Raw genomic sequence first — 12,848 nt, forward strand, 5'->3', positions numbered from 1 at the left:
TTTTCTCCTTGTTCTAAATTTGATTATCGGGCGGAAAAACCATGGTGTGATACCCCATGGCATTGCGGATTTCGTAAAAACCGATCATCCGATAAAATGCCTGTAGTTTTGCATTTAACACCTGTAAAAATACCGGCCGTTTCCCTTCGGATACACAGCGGCCTCTGATCGCTTCCTTGACCATTTTGGAACCATAGCCCCGATGCCGGTATGCTGGTAGGATAAACACATCGCTTAACTGGTATGAATCCGGAGTCCACAGTTCGTGATCGGTGATTACCGGGCATTCGTTATCCGCGTAGCCAATCGTGCAATATCCAATCAGTTTGCCGCCCAGATACAAGCCCCAGCTTTCGTCATTCCATCCGCTGAAGTCTTCTACCCATTCCAATACATGGAATCCTGATAATTTGTCCAGCTCTGAAATTGTTGCCGCATCACTTTTTCCTAATGGTTTTGTTGTTGCTGTTTCCATTGTATCTCCTGATTCTAAGGATGCCGCCCACACGCAGGCAGGCGGCTTTGTACTCGTGCATCTTACAGTTCCATTTGGAACTTTTCCGGTGCGGTAATTTCTGCTGAGAATCCACCGTGCAGGAATCCGTATTCATCAGACAGCCAGTCTGCAATGACATCTGCCAGTGTTTCTGTGTCAATGCCATCTTTAGTTTTGTAATCTGCAATGCGGAAATAATCCGATACGATAATTTCTTCCGGCAGCCTAAGATCCTCGGTATCGTCTTCGCCATCAGCATCATCATCCGATGTATCCCACTTGATATTGGTGATATGAACGGTCAGATACTCCGGAGCCTGTGCTTTCTGGCATGAGTCACACGCATCATGAAAGAGTTTTACAATGAACTGGCCGACTTCAGAAATGGCGAGATGATCTGTATTGATTTCCGCATCCACCTGAAAATCACGGAAGAGTTCTTCGTCCTTCCAGAGACGGTCATCAATCTCTTTTTCTGATGTTCCACGAGCCTCCATCCGTTCTTTTAATACGTCACGGGACGCAGTTAATTTGATTGCGTAAAGCGGACGGTCCTGGTACTGCTGTTTCAGCGTTTCATATCCGCCTGGATCAACAACATACATATTTGCTTCATCCAGCTGCTCCTTTGTTGCTCCATAACGGTATCCGCGGTATTCCATGTATCCCTTGATCTCATCTTTCGGGATTTCATCAAATTCTGCTTCCGTCACAAAACGGTGTCCGATTTCATCCGCGGATCTTCTTGGTCTGGTTGTATAGGATTCCACCTGAAGCCAGCCATATTTTTTATGCAGATATTCCGCCACGCTGGTCTTTCCGGCTCCGGATCGCCCAATCAGAATGATCAGCGGATCAGGACTGAATCGCATATCGCACAAAGTACGTTTTAATCCCTCCGTTTCTTCGAAATCATAACCGTAGTATGTCAGAAGGTTTTCCTGCAATGTAAAATATGGATAAGCGCCACGTTTCGCCAGATAATCTCCGCTTAAAAATTCCTCCTTGACGGCGGCTAACAGATCCGGATCCGGGTGTTCTTCCATCAGTTCGTTCACGACCCATTCCAGTTCCTCCATCACAGATTCCGGGTATTTTTCTTTTCCGAATGCCATTCGTAAAAAGAAATATGCCATGGACGACATCGCTTTTTGTCTTGCTGTTTCATTTTTCTTCATTTTTTTCTCTCCTTTGCTTCTCAAGCGTCTTTTAAAGGTTCGGATAAATTATGGAAATGGAAAGAACGGATAAAGAGGCATGTTTTCTATCGTAAGCTACAAAAAAAATAGGACAGTGCATAAGCACTGTCCCATTCTGAAGGATATTACTTTGGTTATTCCGGCATTTCCTGGTCGTCTTCCACTTTCCAGCTGATTTCCCAATACGGTTCTCTGTCTGGAGTTGATGTCGTGACGGTATATCCATGTTTTTCCAGATATTTTCGGGCTGCTGATGACATTTGTTCACCATCACAGGATACATAGAATTCTCCGCGTGACGCAGCATCCTCAATTTGCCTTGCATAACTTTTGATCTGCTTTTCCAATTTTTCTGCTCTGATCTTTTTCGTGATATTACGCGCCTCTACCGCGCTCATTAAGTTTCCTAACATAGTTTTTCTCCTTATTGCTTATTTGCCGCATTGCCTATAACGTCTCTGACACCAAAACATTTGGCGTTGACATAGGTATTTTCGTGCCATCCACTACCTTTATTGGAATAGACACCACCGAATGAATCAAGGTACTGTTCGCCTGCTTTGGATTTTGTAATGAATACCGGGTTTTTTGCTTTGATCAGCGTCTTTCCCCAGGTTGAGCCAGCGATGGTTGTTTCATATTCTCCTGACACCAGATAGCCACAGCCAAGTTCCTCTGCTTTTTCCATTGCAAACCGGATAATGGCAGATTCAATTTCTATTCGTTTCTTTCCCTGAATGCCAGAATAACACCGTTCCAGGAAAATAATCGGGGTCTCGACAAACGGGGTTGACTGCACAGATGTCTGCGTCTGCTTTACTGCGACATCCGTAAAGGTCAGGCGGTCTTCATCACGTTCTTTCATGCGATTGGCCGTTTTTGTCAGTCGAATCACGGCACGTGCAATGATGGTGCCATTTTTCTTTACATAAATAATTTTTTTATTACCATCGAAATATGCCAGCAGACACTGACGGTACAAACCATCCACATAGTTCATACATGTTCTGGTCGGCACTGCTCCAAGGTTCATAATGCCTTGGAAAGAAGTATCTTCGTATACTTTATATCCGCTGATTGTTACGGCATTGTTGTGAACCCAGTGGTCGTACATACGATCCCGGATCGTCATACAGCATTCTTTGTCCAGATCCGTATACCGCAGCTCATCCAAACAATCACACATGGCGGCTTTGACCACCACTTTGAAAGCCTCCCGTACCGAAGAATGCATATAGGCACGTACATATTTGCCGTTTCCGGAAAGGAAGAATTTCCAGACAGTATCTTTGTTGATCCTGTAAAATTCATCCGGAAGGTCCAGCTGTTTTTTCACTTCCAGCACTGTCTCGTCCTGATTTAAAAACTGCTTCATGCCCTCTTTTAAACCTGTAATACAAAGCGCCGGGTTTTCAAGTACAAACAGTATTTCAGTTTCTGTTTTGGCAGTCTGTAGGACCGATTCCAGGTTGTTTGACGTCGTCATGATTTTTGCGGCTGTTTCCGATGTCACAGGAACGGATACGATCCGTTTTACCATCGTCGGAATGTCACCCTGCTTCAGATGACGGACAACATTACTTACGTCTGCATCATCCAGTGCCTGTTTGGAGTATTTTGCAAACTGACTGATCCTTCTACACGCTTCTTCTGAACGCAGACGGCTTAACAGGATAAAAAAGATTGTAAGTTTCTGAAAGAAACCTTCCGGTGTCGCACAGATACGCTGCAGTGTTTGGATCTCCTGAAATGTATATGGCGTGTTCTTTCCAAATTTCTTTGCCAGATCCAGAATGGTATTGCCGTATTCATCAAACACAGAAAACAGATCTTTTTCTGCAAGCGTGTTGATATCTTTTGCGCTCCATGCATTCAAATAAACCAACCGGCTTACCTTGCAGTGTTCCGTGCATAAATAGGACACTGTGTTTTCTGTCAAATCCCTACCGGCTAAGTAGCGAAGCACTGCTTTTTGGCGTTTTAACACTGCATCAGCCAGAAAATCCCGCACGCAGAATACATCACCATCCAATGTTACGGACGTGGACGTTTCCTTTGGAAAATCAGCGGTAATTTTGTCCACTTCATTACACCTACAAATCCGACCAAGAATCTGCAATGGGGAACCTGAAAGAATATCATCCAGTTCTGTATCCGTAGCTGTCATGACGACGCGGTCCAACTTCTTTAGAAAGCGTGGTTCGCCTCCGCTGTATGCGGTTAAGTTGATCAACCGCTTCATCCGCTGTCTGTGATTTGCATATCGGTCTTTCTCACAAGATTCTTCCTGTATGAAATACTGATTCCATTTCTGAAGGTAACTTGCAACCGATTCTGGATTTTCCAGCCCTTCTGACATCTGCATAATCTGATGCACGGTAAATAACCCATTCATATTCGGATCGCAGCAGAGCAGATTCAGATACACGTCATTGTTTTTATTCTGCATGATTAAAGTGATCATTCTGGCTCGCTGGGAATCTGAGTGCGTTTTGCGAATTACTGGAGTATGCAACATAATTTCACAGTACCATCTTTTTTCTTCCTCTGTTTTTAAATCACAGAATACATGGTTATCCAGACAATGTTCCAGTTCTGTGCGCCAGTAAGAAGAATAGAATAATGGCATAATCTCGTCCGGGGCTACAAATCTGAGAAGCCGGAATATGGTTTTTACCGCTTCCTGATTTTTCGCCAGCTCACTTTTTGCCAATTCCTGCCAGAACAGATCCATTTTACGCTCAAAGAATGGCTTGACCGCTGGTGCGGTATAAGCATTTTTTGATGCTAAACACGGAAGCGCACCGATAAAAGCAGATGCATCCGGGAACATGGAGAAAACCTTTAGACTGCGTGGTATCGTACAGAAAATTTCCAGTGTTGTCAAGACATTTTTGTCTTCTGATACCACTGGATTAAAGTCGCATGTGTCCAGAAGGCAAAGTACATTCCGGGTTCGTGTCAGCCCAATCACTTTTTCCTGTCTGATTGTCCAGTTCATAAGCCAGGATGGAATGTTGCGTTTATAGTATATTGTTCTATTTTTACTTTTTGTGCGGTTTTCTTCCATTTTGTCCCACGTCATTGCAAATTTCATTTGTTCTACTAATCTCATGGTTGTTTCTCCTTTTGTTTGATATACAGGATCCTTTCGGTATCCTGTATTTTTCGTTAGGAAGCCAGCTTCTCTTAAAGTTTACTGTCTTCTGTTTCTGATTCGCCGTTACCTTGGTTTTCGGTTTCCTGAAGCACATGTTTCGCCATCACTTTGAGAAAATACGGGTCTTTCATATTTCTGGCAATCCGACTCATTCGCTCGGAGTATTTATAAAGGCTATGGCCTGCCGCTTGCATGGAAGTACGGAACGTGTCGTCCAGAAGGCTTTCGCTGTTTTCTCCGAAGCGCACTTTCGTCATCTTTAAAAAGCTGATCGTTGTTTCCCAGATCCTTTTTTTACTGTCCAGAATGAACCAGCAATCTTCCAGGAATTGATCAGGATTATGTACCAGATCGCGTACATGTTTTTTCATCAGTTCCTGTACGGATAACAATTCTTTTACCTGCTCCTGCGCTAATGCTTCATTTGCCGCCATCACCTGGTAAGTTTCAAATTCTTCTTTGGTCATTACCATGCTGCGCAGTGTCTCTTCATATTTGGAAAATTCAGGGTTGTTTAATAACAGTTTGGCTAATACTTTCTCTGTTTCGGAATCCATAAATTTTTCAAATGGAATCTGGTTCCGTAACATGTATGTATACATGGACGACAGCGTGTTTAAATTGTAACGAAACCTCATTTCCGCGAACATTGTGAATAAGCGGACGCGCTCTTCCTGTGTAAAACGATCAGGATTTGCATCTGGATATACAGCGGTAAAAAAATCGGCCGTATCATCCCAGGGATTCAGCTCAATCTGTGACTGATCGATACAGTCCGCCAGTATCAAGCTTTTTCCCAGGCGCTTCAACAGCATCCGTATAGTCCATGTATCCAGATCCCGTAGGCCCTGTGGAATTTCCCAGTATTTATCCAGATCTGCCTGGTTACCTAATGTAACAAGCCCGACCTGAATAAATTTTGTGGCATATGCACGGGTGTATTTGATGCAGCCTTCCAGTTTCGATTTCTCATCCACGGTGGCTCCCTGCTTTTTCAACAGCCAGACAATAACATCCATAATTTTTGAAAGCAGTTCTTTCATCTGCTCAGGATGTTCTTTTGCCGAATGCATAGTTGCTGAGGTAGTCCGGTAAACGACTGTGATGACATCTTCATCTGGCAACGCCACCAGACGCTCCCAGGTTGTCGGATCGCTGCAGTCAAATGTCAGAAGTTTATTGAATCCCCAGAAACTAGACTGATAGGCCTTAAGCACAATCTTCTGATACAGTACCATCCAGTTTGCGTTTGTCAGCCCATAGGACCTGCAGAGATTGTAGTTGCTCTGGAAAAATGCCCGCATGCTACTGTATCCATCGATTCTTTTGACAAATTTCCGATTGCAGACATGTGCCAGCATATTCTGTTCAGCGAGTGTATATGGCATGTTTTCATCATTGCCGGATTTGAGAAGATTTTCTACGAATTCAGCACTGATTTTATCCATGACCGCATCTGATACCTTTCCTTGTGCTAAAATCACGTTAAGATAGCGGATTTCACGCTCTGAAAAATAAATTGCCAGTTTTTCTGCATTTTTTGAACCTGGCGTTACATTGTGATTCCGAAGCGCTTTCATTGCAGCCAGTTTTTTGTTTTTTGATGTGCATTGGCAATCAGTGACTAAAGCAATAATACTCTTCGCTGTTTTTGCATCTTTTTCGGAATCCAGCGGGCGCAGATTTTCCAGGAAGGATTCCATTTCCAGCCGGAACACATCCCAGAAAGCATGATATGTTTCCGTCAGTTCCACAAAATCAGTCAGTGGCAAACGATGATCCTGCACTGACTGAAAAAGATGTGTGTGAATCGTTTCCTTTTTCCCAGCATCTGGCTCCTTGCAGATCCCAGCGTTACTTCCGTATACTGTAAAGGCATATTCCAACGCTTCCATGTACGGGTCATTTTCCGCATGTTCATGCATACAGTTCATCCAGCGCTGGAATTGGTCTTCGTTCATGTTGGCATTCAACCGACGCACAATGTTTGGCGATTCCATAGCCAGCGTATGACAAATCCACCGCATATCCTGTTTGTCCAGTCCTTGTATACGGAGTTGGTCCAGAATTTCACCCAGGTACTTTGTACCACAAGTGCCATATTGTGCCGCTATGGCAATATTCTGCATGTCTTTTTCATTCATCATGATTTTTCCTCCATTACTCTATGTCTTTGATAGTTTCGGATAAATTATGGGCATGAATGTCTGACGACAAAAAAAAAATAAGGTCACAAAAGTGTGACCTTATTAAAGATATGAATTGCAGTTACATAGTGATTCGGATGTTTAATTCACGCATATGATCATTGAATACATCTTTGCGGATATCAAAAACTGGATGTTTCAGAAGATCGTAACGCAAGATTTCCGGACATCTTGTCCGAATCGTTGCGAGTTCCCGAAACAGCATTGCCCTGTCATACTGCGCCTTCAGGGCATTTAATGGGCTGCGTGTGATACCAAGCTCATCCTTCCAAAAGGATACCAGTTCTTTTTCCCATTTGGTATCTCCCTGACATGCTTCGATTGCTTTATACAGCCCAGTCACCCCGCCGTACTCCATTACAAGCGGGGCGGCGGCAGAGCTCACTCCTTTGACTCCTGGGATGTTATCCGACGAATCTCCCTCAATCGCTTTCAGATCTGGGACAAGTTTTGGCGTAACGTGCATTCTTCTGCATACGTCATCCTCTGTGTAAATCTGGTAATGCCGGGTATATGCCGGGAACATTTCATTTTCTTCCGGTCTTCCATTACGAAAGGCGTCTGCTTTCCCGGGATTCTCCGCGTTTTTCGCATCCTCAGGCATCCACACCTGGATATTCCGGCTGTCATCGACAAGCTGAAGGTAATCCTTGTCTTTACTGACAAGTACAACCTGCTTGTCTTTAGCGTATTTTTCTGCCATCGTTCCGGCCAGATCATCCGCCTCGTAGTTATCACTGAAAAAAACCGGGATACCGGAATCGGCAAGAATCTTTTCCATAGTCAGGAACTGTTCCTTTAATGGCAAATCTGTTTCCTTTCTCTGCGCCTTATAATCTGCGTAAAGTCTCCGGCGGAAGGTGCTCCTGGTCTTATCAAACATGACCGCCAGATAATCCGGTTTCCAGCCATCCATCAACATTAAAAGCTGTCGGGTCATACCATAAACAGCATTTGTATACGTGCCATTTTTGGCATGAAGGATTTTATCAAAATATCGCGCCCGCTCTTCTGGAACTTTGCAGAAACGGATCTCATTCGGTAACAGCGCATAATATGCGGTTGTTAACATGGAAGAGCCGTCAATAATCAATAATTTCTTTCTCATCTGTGCACCTCCCTAACTGTCTGGTAATATTTCTTCTTGGCATTCCACTCAACCGTAACCGGATTGCCACAGGCGATACACGTTACGTCCAACATAGGTTCTTCTATATTGGTACGGTATCTGGATTTCTGGCCGCATTCGCAGTCTGCCTGAAGAGGTACCAGATTTTCCAAATCCATGACCCTGTTGCAGTTCCGGCACTGATACCGGCTTGTGACGGCCCGGCTGTTGAATGCGTGGATGCGTCCACAGGTTGTGCACTTAATTAGAAGAAACCCTTTATATCCCTGCCGGACTTCTGCTTCCGTTTTGTCTTCGGTCGTCGTGGCCTGCATTGTTGGAATATTTCGCTTTAATGTTTCGCAGTGATCTTCCTTTTGCAGATGTTCTGCTTTTACTGGCATCGGCGTATCATCTACCTTCACCGATTCTTTTGTTATGGGCGATGTTGTAAAATCCTCAAGCATACTATCCGCAGTTTCCGGTGCAGGCAGTCCTGCCGGCTTTGTGGCATATGCAAACAATGTATCTGCCACTTCCCGGAATGCATCCATAAATTTTTCCTCCGGCACTTCCACGTTCAGGGAAAGTCCTGGAGTGCTAAGTCTGATTTTAATTTTTGTATCTCTCACAAAAATATCCTCCTATTCTGTTCGGTCTAACACCACAGACCGGAAGAATTTGTCCAGCGTTCTCAGATCCCGCTCCTCCTGTTCCGGGTGCCCGCTTAACCACAGCCGGATCCGTTCGTCGATACTGGAAGCCAATTCACAGGATAATGTATATTCCGCATCCGGCTGCCCATTTCTGCATAATTCCAGAAGTTTCTCACATTCTCCTGCATCCTGCGTTCCCGGTAGTACGGTCTGGCTGATCAGCGCCTTGATTTCTACTGGTGGTACCGCGTGGTATTGCATGATATAAACTGCCTGCATAGCAACGCGCATAAGACCGAGGGAATTTTTTGCTTGTTTCTTGCCCTGCATAATTTCCTTACGGTAAGACTGAATCAGTCTCATCTGTGCGTGCAGGAGAGGCTTCTCGCGGAAATACGGTTTCGCAACGTCCCGAATTTTCTGAGCAAATCCAAGACGGTCCATGATCACTCTGGCCTGCATCCATTCCCAGAATGTGGCGTTGGATTTGGATGCGTGTGACAGGGCACGTCTTAATTCCCATCCGCAAATATCAAGATCGTCCTCAATGACCGAGATGCTGTCCTGCGGTATTGATAAGCCCAGATACCGTTCCATCGGATATACATAGATCAGTCGGATATCGTAATCGCTCTCATCCGATGCACAGCCATATGCGCGGCTTCCGTATTCTACGGCCAAAAGTATCCGCATCTGGTATTCGGTTTCCAGATTGCTTAATCTGGCCAAGATTTCTGCTTTCTTTCTGTCTTCCATCAGTATCCTCCTGTCTTTGCACCGTCTCTTGTGATGTTATCCAGTTCCAACGGGGTGCCGATCGCAAAATCCTCTTTTGACCAGCAGACGGATTCTTTCAGTCTTTCGTTTTTGAACATGGAAGCTATCACCCGATCCAGTTGCTTCTTTGGAATTTCTGCCTTAACAGCTTCCACTGTACGCACGCCCTTTTCGTATAACAACTTGGAAAGTTTCCATTGCGAAACATGAAATCCGTCTGTGATTTCAAACAGTCCGGCATATCCAGCTTTAACTGCTCGTTTCCAGGCTTTTTCCGTTTCCATCAGGGAAAGCAGATCCGTCATCAGGAATTCCAGTTCGTAATCAAGCGTATATGGGATTCCGTTCTGAGCGACCTTTTCTTCATGCTTTTCCGGATGTGCCGCGATGATCGCCTGACGGAGCCGTGTTTCACTGTATCCTGGTTCCATGTCAAGATTATCCTCGACACAACCATCGGCGTCCTGGCTCCAAAATGCGATCTTTTTGTTTCCGAGGTACAGGTTACCCTGCGCCGCAGTTCCTTCCCTTCCTTCAAAATATTTCAGTTTTTTTACTGTCAGTCCATTGATACTTGCCATTTTTTCTCCTTTTCTTTTGTCCATTTTTTTGTTCCCTACCAGTCCTGTTCCGCACTGCACGCATGATCCGGGATCATTTCCACGTTTTTGCCGCAGTCATCGCAGACCCAGTTACCGTTCTCATCTTCTACCAGGTATGCGCAATCCAGGCAGCGTTCTTTCCGCTGTTTTGCAACACTCTCGGTCAGGATGATGTCCGGATTTAAGATGACGATGGAATCGCAATCCCATGACCGGAGCGCATTTCCGACAGGGCTGCTGCCGGCCTGCCTGAACTCGTCTCCGTACCATGCCAGTTCCACGGCATCAATCCCGAGCCGGACGCATTTTTCGAAGTCCGGCAGGTACATTCCGTATACTGCCGGGTTCGGGTTTTCGCGCATCGGGAGAGCAGTAAGGTCTTTCATCGAGCGGATCGTGTATACGTTCGCATCCGGCAGGAGCGTAAAATCAAAATGCTTCCGGAGCGATGCGGTCTGGTAGTGTTCACATCTACAGAACGGTTCCCATTTAGTTCTCCTCCTTGTCTGCAAATTCCTGCGTAGCCGCTAAGAAGCTCTGTACGAACGGACCAACCAGGAATTTTTCTGTGGCATCATCGTATTTCCCGTTGCCATAGTCATGCCAGTAGTCTTTGTGTCTCTTCAGTAACTCCGTTCCGGTTTTGCGCGACAGCAGGTCACCAGCAGAAACGTACAGACTGACATCGCAGTTATGCTCTGCCCTTTCCGGGTTTTTGATGAAAATGAGATCCTGCTTTTTGTCATAAATTTCGTAGACACTGACCGTGAAATTCCTTAAATACGGTAATTTCTGCAGCAGCAGCTCCTCGATGACTTTTCCGGCAAATCTGGACTGATACGGGCTTGTCATCAGGACGATGGTTCCGTTATCCATCACGGTACGTGACCAGCCGTTCCGGCTTGTCTCCGTAAATTCCGTGCGTGTATGCTTCACGAAACGGATGCCTAAGGACGCTTCATCCCGGTGTCCACGAACTGCAATTTCTTTTGCCATATCGGATTTATCCGCATGGTGTTTGCACGCAGTCAGGATCTCTTTGTCCGAGAAGTAGTTATGCAGATAGTTGTAGCTCGCAAAGAACTCCCGCATGAATGCGGTATTGTAGGTTTTATCCTGCATACGTTCCTTAACGATTGCCTGATGCTCCCGTTCCCTCGCTTCTTCCTGCAGTCCGACTGCATCTTTAACCAGGCGCTCCATCAATTCCTGCTCGGGAATGTCTGTCCATTTTTTGATATACTCTAAATCGATTCTCATATTTTTCTCCTTGTTCGTATTTTTTTTCTGCAATAGTGTTTGCTGATATTTTGGAAATCTTAGGCATCACGTTGCGTGAGCATTACTGCAAGTTCGCCGCTCCACATGATACCACCATGTTTCCATGTTCCGTGAGTTCCGTTAATGCCGTTGTAGCACTTAAGCCCCATACCACCAGCAGCCTTCCAGGCATGCAGGTTTTTGGAATAGTCATCGAACAAGATCCATGTCTCTGGCAGTTTCTCCAAATGAAAAACATCTATGACATAATCTGCTTTGCAGACTCCACAAGGCAGGAGCAAACGGTGCTCTTTCGGAATTTCCGGAAGATACTGATCCAGCCATGCCTGCTTGTCACCATAAGCGTAGCCTTCCACCAGACAGTGGCTTAAGATATAAACATTTTCAGGATGCTCCTTCGCGTATTCGCGGAAAGGATTCACGAATTCTGTCGGTTTTAAGTTCCGGAAATATCCTTCGCTCAATAATTCCGCCTCACATCCTACTTTCCATTCTGCCAGGGTGCCATCCATGTCCAAAAACCATCTTTCGTTCATATTTTTTTCTCCTTGTATATTTATTTGTCGCATTCTTTTAACAGCTCTTCCACAGTTTTTAAATGCTCCGGATCCATATGCTTTCCTGCACGATTTAACATCAGGAAGCATCTCAGGAGCGTTTCTTTATCAGGACGCACCAGGTCTGCGATCGGTACAACCCGTTCCAGAAAAACATGCCTGTCTTTGGCGCTGAGATCATTAAAATACAATCCCTGATATGGATATCGGTTTTCGTAATATCCGCGGATTGCATCCAGGCGCTGTTTGCCATCCAAAATTTCATAGAGACATCCAGATGCCTGCACTTCAGTATGATCCCGTTTCACAAATACGATCTCTCCAATCTTGATATTGGAAAAGATGCTGTCAATCAGCAATTCTTTATCTGCCTGTTCCCAGACATATCCGCGCTGATAGAACGGATCCATGTCAACGCCAAAATGATAATAACGATGCAGAACACCTTCAAGGGTATACGGATTGAACGATAACTGGAGATCCTGGTTCCGTTCCAGAGTGGTACAGTTGACGGGGATTGGGCGAATGTCTGTCCATTGGGCTGCATGATATACCGTTTCCATTTCCTCTGTGTTGTGTTTTCGCACGCTGCATCGGATTACATACAGTTTTCCGCCATGTAATACCTCTTCCACAACACTTTCTTCCATGCTGCCGTACCGCACATGTTCTCCAACACCAAATTGGTAGGTTGGTGTATCCAGATGTGGAAGTGTGTTGCTCAGCCAGTCCATGTCATTTTGGATCTGTTTTGCACGCTGTTCTTTCTGGATTAATACTTTTGCTCTTGCCATACTATTCTTCT

General features: G+C 45.1%; 13 protein-coding genes. All 13 read right to left on the reverse strand.

Features of this window, described 5'->3' with window-relative positions:
- Positions 1-13 precede the first annotated feature (13 nt).
- The 13 genes from ABCW45_RS01040 to ABCW45_RS01100 all read right to left on the reverse strand — a co-directional run bounded on the left by ABCW45_RS01040 (position 14) and on the right by ABCW45_RS01100 (position 12,837).
- A complete protein-coding gene (locus ABCW45_RS01040) occupies positions 14-475 on the reverse strand; it encodes a GNAT family N-acetyltransferase (protein ID WP_343220031.1) in 462 nt (153 codons plus the stop codon).
- Between the two features lie 62 nt (positions 476-537).
- Positions 538-1,674: an AAA family ATPase gene (locus ABCW45_RS01045; protein WP_343220032.1), complete on the reverse strand. Its 1,137-nt coding sequence runs from the start codon at positions 1,672-1,674 to the stop codon at positions 538-540.
- Between the two features lie 155 nt (positions 1,675-1,829).
- A complete protein-coding gene (locus ABCW45_RS01050) occupies positions 1,830-2,108 on the reverse strand; it encodes a hypothetical protein (protein WP_215630732.1) in 279 nt (92 codons plus the stop codon).
- Positions 2,109-2,119: 11 nt separating this feature from the next.
- Positions 2,120-4,159 (reverse strand): amidohydrolase family protein, encoded by a 2,040-nt coding sequence (locus tag ABCW45_RS01055; RefSeq protein WP_343220033.1) that lies wholly within the window; start codon positions 4,157-4,159, stop codon positions 2,120-2,122.
- 725 nt (positions 4,160-4,884) lie between these two features.
- Positions 4,885-7,002, reverse strand: a complete 2,118-nt coding sequence (locus ABCW45_RS01060; protein WP_343220034.1) for a hypothetical protein — start codon at positions 7,000-7,002, stop codon at positions 4,885-4,887.
- Positions 7,003-7,123: 121 nt separating this feature from the next.
- Positions 7,124-8,170, reverse strand: a complete 1,047-nt coding sequence (locus tag ABCW45_RS01065) for a 5'-3' exonuclease (protein WP_343220035.1) — start codon at positions 8,168-8,170, stop codon at positions 7,124-7,126.
- Positions 8,167-8,802 (reverse strand): hypothetical protein, encoded by a 636-nt coding sequence (locus ABCW45_RS01070; RefSeq protein WP_343220036.1) that lies wholly within the window; start codon positions 8,800-8,802, stop codon positions 8,167-8,169. Before ABCW45_RS01070 ends, ABCW45_RS01065 begins: the two co-directional genes overlap by 4 nt.
- A gap of 12 nt (positions 8,803-8,814) precedes the next feature.
- Entirely contained in the window at positions 8,815-9,582 is a 768-nt protein-coding gene (locus ABCW45_RS01075; protein WP_343220037.1) for a nucleotidyltransferase domain-containing protein, read from the reverse strand.
- Positions 9,582-10,184, reverse strand: a complete 603-nt coding sequence (locus ABCW45_RS01080) for a hypothetical protein (RefSeq protein WP_343220038.1) — start codon at positions 10,182-10,184, stop codon at positions 9,582-9,584. The genes ABCW45_RS01075 and ABCW45_RS01080 overlap by 1 nt, the downstream gene beginning before the upstream one ends.
- Positions 10,185-10,219: 35 nt before the next feature.
- Entirely contained in the window at positions 10,220-10,591 is a 372-nt protein-coding gene (locus ABCW45_RS01085; protein WP_343220039.1) for a hypothetical protein, read from the reverse strand.
- 103 nt (positions 10,592-10,694) lie between these two features.
- Positions 10,695-11,465, reverse strand: a complete 771-nt coding sequence (locus ABCW45_RS01090; protein ID WP_343220040.1) for a hypothetical protein — start codon at positions 11,463-11,465, stop codon at positions 10,695-10,697.
- 59 nt (positions 11,466-11,524) lie between these two features.
- A complete protein-coding gene (locus ABCW45_RS01095; RefSeq protein ID WP_215705276.1) occupies positions 11,525-12,022 on the reverse strand; it encodes a 5' nucleotidase, NT5C type in 498 nt (165 codons plus the stop codon).
- 20 nt (positions 12,023-12,042) lie between these two features.
- Positions 12,043-12,837 carry a DUF262 domain-containing protein gene (locus tag ABCW45_RS01100; RefSeq protein WP_343220041.1) on the reverse strand — a complete coding sequence of 265 codons (795 nt, stop codon included), beginning with the start codon at positions 12,835-12,837 and terminating at the stop codon, positions 12,043-12,045.
- Between the last annotated feature and the right edge of the window lie 11 nt (positions 12,838-12,848).

This window comes from Pilosibacter fragilis (genome assembly GCF_032490495.1).
GTDB lineage: Bacteria > Bacillota > Clostridia > Lachnospirales > Lachnospiraceae > Pilosibacter > Pilosibacter fragilis.

Excerpts from the sequence above, each read along its gene's own strand:
- ABCW45_RS01080 (WP_343220038.1), bottom strand. The coding sequence starts at position 10,184 with ATGGCAAGTATCAATGGACTGACAGTAAAAAAACTGAAATATTTTGAA.
- ABCW45_RS01045 (WP_343220032.1), bottom strand. The coding sequence starts at position 1,674 with ATGAAGAAAAATGAAACAGCAAGACAAAAAGCGATGTCGTCCATGGCA.
- ABCW45_RS01050 (WP_215630732.1), bottom strand. The coding sequence starts at position 2,108 with ATGTTAGGAAACTTAATGAGCGCGGTAGAGGCGCGTAATATCACGAAA.
- ABCW45_RS01095 (WP_215705276.1), bottom strand. The coding sequence starts at position 12,022 with ATGAACGAAAGATGGTTTTTGGACATGGATGGCACCCTGGCAGAATGG.
- ABCW45_RS01090 (WP_343220040.1), bottom strand. The coding sequence starts at position 11,465 with ATGAGAATCGATTTAGAGTATATCAAAAAATGGACAGACATTCCCGAG.
- ABCW45_RS01075 (WP_343220037.1), bottom strand. The coding sequence starts at position 9,582 with ATGGAAGACAGAAAGAAAGCAGAAATCTTGGCCAGATTAAGCAATCTG.
- ABCW45_RS01100 (WP_343220041.1), bottom strand. The coding sequence starts at position 12,837 with ATGGCAAGAGCAAAAGTATTAATCCAGAAAGAACAGCGTGCAAAACAG.
- ABCW45_RS01085 (WP_343220039.1), bottom strand. The coding sequence starts at position 10,591 with ATGAAAGACCTTACTGCTCTCCCGATGCGCGAAAACCCGAACCCGGCA.
- ABCW45_RS01060 (WP_343220034.1), bottom strand. The coding sequence starts at position 7,002 with ATGATGAATGAAAAAGACATGCAGAATATTGCCATAGCGGCACAATAT.
- ABCW45_RS01055 (WP_343220033.1), bottom strand. The coding sequence starts at position 4,159 with ATGATCACTTTAATCATGCAGAATAAAAACAATGACGTGTATCTGAAT.
- ABCW45_RS01065 (WP_343220035.1), bottom strand. The coding sequence starts at position 8,170 with ATGAGAAAGAAATTATTGATTATTGACGGCTCTTCCATGTTAACAACC.
- ABCW45_RS01040 (WP_343220031.1), bottom strand. The coding sequence starts at position 475 with ATGGAAACAGCAACAACAAAACCATTAGGAAAAAGTGATGCGGCAACA.